Origin of the sequence: Microcystis sp. LEGE 00066, from assembly GCF_015207925.1 — a bacterium.
Classification (GTDB): Bacteria; Cyanobacteriota; Cyanobacteriia; order Cyanobacteriales; family Microcystaceae; genus Microcystis; species Microcystis ichthyoblabe_A.
On record NZ_JADEVX010000322.1, the window covers coordinates 1 to 2,285 of the forward strand.

Here is a 2,285-nt window from a genome sequence, read left to right on the forward strand (position 1 = left end):
AGAGGGAATGCTATCCATCTCGGAATGGTTGGCAAAATCCTCCAGTGTTTTTACTAAGAGTTGTCAAACAATCCGAAACTGGTTTGGAGAAATAATTAGTTATTTCGAGCGAAGGACAACGAATGGGGTGGTCGAGGGAATCAACAATAAACTTAAACTAATAAAAAGAAGAGGCTATGGCTTTAGAAACTTTCGGAATTTTTGGGTTAGAAGTATGTTATCTTGGCATCTTGTCTGTTGATTTAGCATAAAGAGTAACGAAGAGCCGTAAAAACAAACATCAAAGGCAAGAAAGAAGTTCATCTGTCCTAACGTTTGCAGAAAAGGTTTTTAGGTTCTTCGGTTTGTCTTATGCAATAGACGGGAGTTATAAGGGATGGAACCCTTATAGAGAAAGACATTGGGCGATTTTTGTCAATTGTTTTTTATCTAAAGCGAACTAATCAATTAAATCCCTTACCAGATAAAGATTTTGTTGATTTATGCCCCCCTATCGAACCATAACAAGTAACGAAGAGCCGGTTTTTAGAGGTAATGATTCGTTAGTAGTGGCGTAGCCCTCTTGCTTACCTGCTATGAATTATGTAAAATATTTATTAATAAAAATAATTGGAACCCGATCAGTCTTTAAACCTCTAGCTTGATCATGACTTTTCTGATAAATATCTTTTTCTGGCTCCTGTCTGGCTTACTCAAATATCAGCTCTGGTAGGGTGCGTTCCCTAATGCAAGTATAGTTATGGTTTTCAGCGAATTGTGGGATGCCATGTCGCAGTAAGGTTTTTGCCTTGTGGTGATAGGCTATTCTCCCTAACGACCGTACAGCCGGCTTGCTTTTTGCTGCGGTAATATGGAATAAGATGATAAAACTCCCAATCGAACTTTCAAAACCCACTCCCCTCTGACGGCTGGCAATGGCAAAACACAAAGCCTGCTTGACCCACAGCCGAATGCCTTTGGTTAGCTATGGCTGTAGCCACTCTCTGGATGGTTATGCTGGGTGGAGAAGCGGAAAATCAATCTCCTGAACCCAATTTAGAGCAACTTCCCCCCCAACATACTGTCTTTAGTAAAACTCTCCACCTCAAACCCTTACGTCAGCTTTCTTGTTTTCTTCTGGGTTCTATTACCCTAGTTGCTGATTTACTGAAAGGTTTGTCGATTCACCTTCATCTTTGAAGTTCTTTCCCTCCCACCCCCGTTGATGCTTTTTACTACTCCCCTTCCTCTTAGTTGTAAAATACCTACACCTGTCAGTCCCTATTGACCATCTCCTAAATCCTGAGAAGATTACCAAACAATGTTAGAATAATTCCCGTACTGTAGGCGCTTGCAGATTCTTGTGGGCGTGGCAGGGCAGGCGAAAAACGATTCCGTTAGGAATTAAACCAAAAAAGTTCCACTGGCAACAGCAGTAGATTTTATCTCACTGGGTTGACCGGTTGGCAGTTCGTCAAATTACGGATCAATACAAAATTATCATTTACAGATCTTTCTTGGTAACTTATGGCACAGCGTACACGCTTAGGTGAAATCCTTCGTCCCCTCAACTCAGAATATGGTAAAGTTTCTCCCGGTTGGGGAACTACCTTGCTGATGGGAGTGTTTATGGCTCTGTTTTTAGTCTTTTTGCTGATTATTTTACAGATCTACAACTCCTCCCTAATTTTAGAAGGATTTAATGTGGATTGGGGTCAGTAAGCAGATTCCAACAATCTTGTCGGCATTTTTGGCCGCAGAATTGTCTCTCGGACTTTAGCAGGTGGGTTATTGCCCACCGCAAGTTTTTTATTAGGAGCAAACACATGAATATTTTTGGGATTGGATTGCCAGAAATGGGGTTAATTCTCTTGATTGCCCTGCTAGTTTTCGGACCGAAGAAATTACCAGAAATCGGTCGCAGTTTAGGCAAAACTATTCGAGGATTTCAAGAAGCATCCAAGGAATTTGAAAGTGAATTTAAGCGAGAGGCCCAGCAGATTGAAGACTCGGTAAAAATCAAAGCTGAATTAGAAGAAAGTCAATCTCCTAGGGATCAAACTCGTTCCAGTTGACAACTTTGTAGAGATGTAGAGTAGGTCAAATTCGAGGCTATCCGCTAGATTAACATCGATAATGACCAAATCGAGATTAAATTGGCAGTTTTACCATAGACCTCTTGTAAAAATCAAAAATTGTTGTTAGGGTCAGGAGTCGGTCGTCAGGAGTCGGTCGTCAGGAGACAGGAGATTGTTTTATTTATTCTTCCCACTTCCCCACACCCCGCACCCTACACCCTACACCCC

The 2,285-nt window shown here is 41.4% G+C and carries 4 protein-coding genes; all 4 read left to right on the forward strand.

Annotation, left to right across the window (positions count from 1 at the left end; all coding sequences use genetic code 11):
• Positions 1-241: transposase (locus IQ224_RS23070; protein WP_194032751.1), on the forward strand; the 241-nt coding region annotated here is incomplete at its 5' end.
• Positions 242-966: 725 nt separating this feature from the next.
• A complete protein-coding gene (locus tag IQ224_RS23075; protein WP_002743527.1) occupies positions 967-1,179 on the forward strand; it encodes a hypothetical protein in 213 nt (70 codons plus the stop codon).
• A gap of 327 nt (positions 1,180-1,506) precedes the next feature.
• Positions 1,507-1,701 carry a photosystem II reaction center phosphoprotein PsbH gene (psbH, locus tag IQ224_RS23080; RefSeq protein WP_002736544.1) on the forward strand — a complete coding sequence of 65 codons (195 nt, stop codon included), beginning with the start codon at positions 1,507-1,509 and terminating at the stop codon, positions 1,699-1,701.
• Positions 1,702-1,805: 104 nt separating this feature from the next.
• Positions 1,806-2,054 carry a TatA/E family twin arginine-targeting protein translocase gene (locus IQ224_RS23085; RefSeq protein ID WP_002743526.1) on the forward strand — a complete coding sequence of 83 codons (249 nt, stop codon included), beginning with the start codon at positions 1,806-1,808 and terminating at the stop codon, positions 2,052-2,054.
• Positions 2,055-2,285 lie beyond the last annotated feature (231 nt).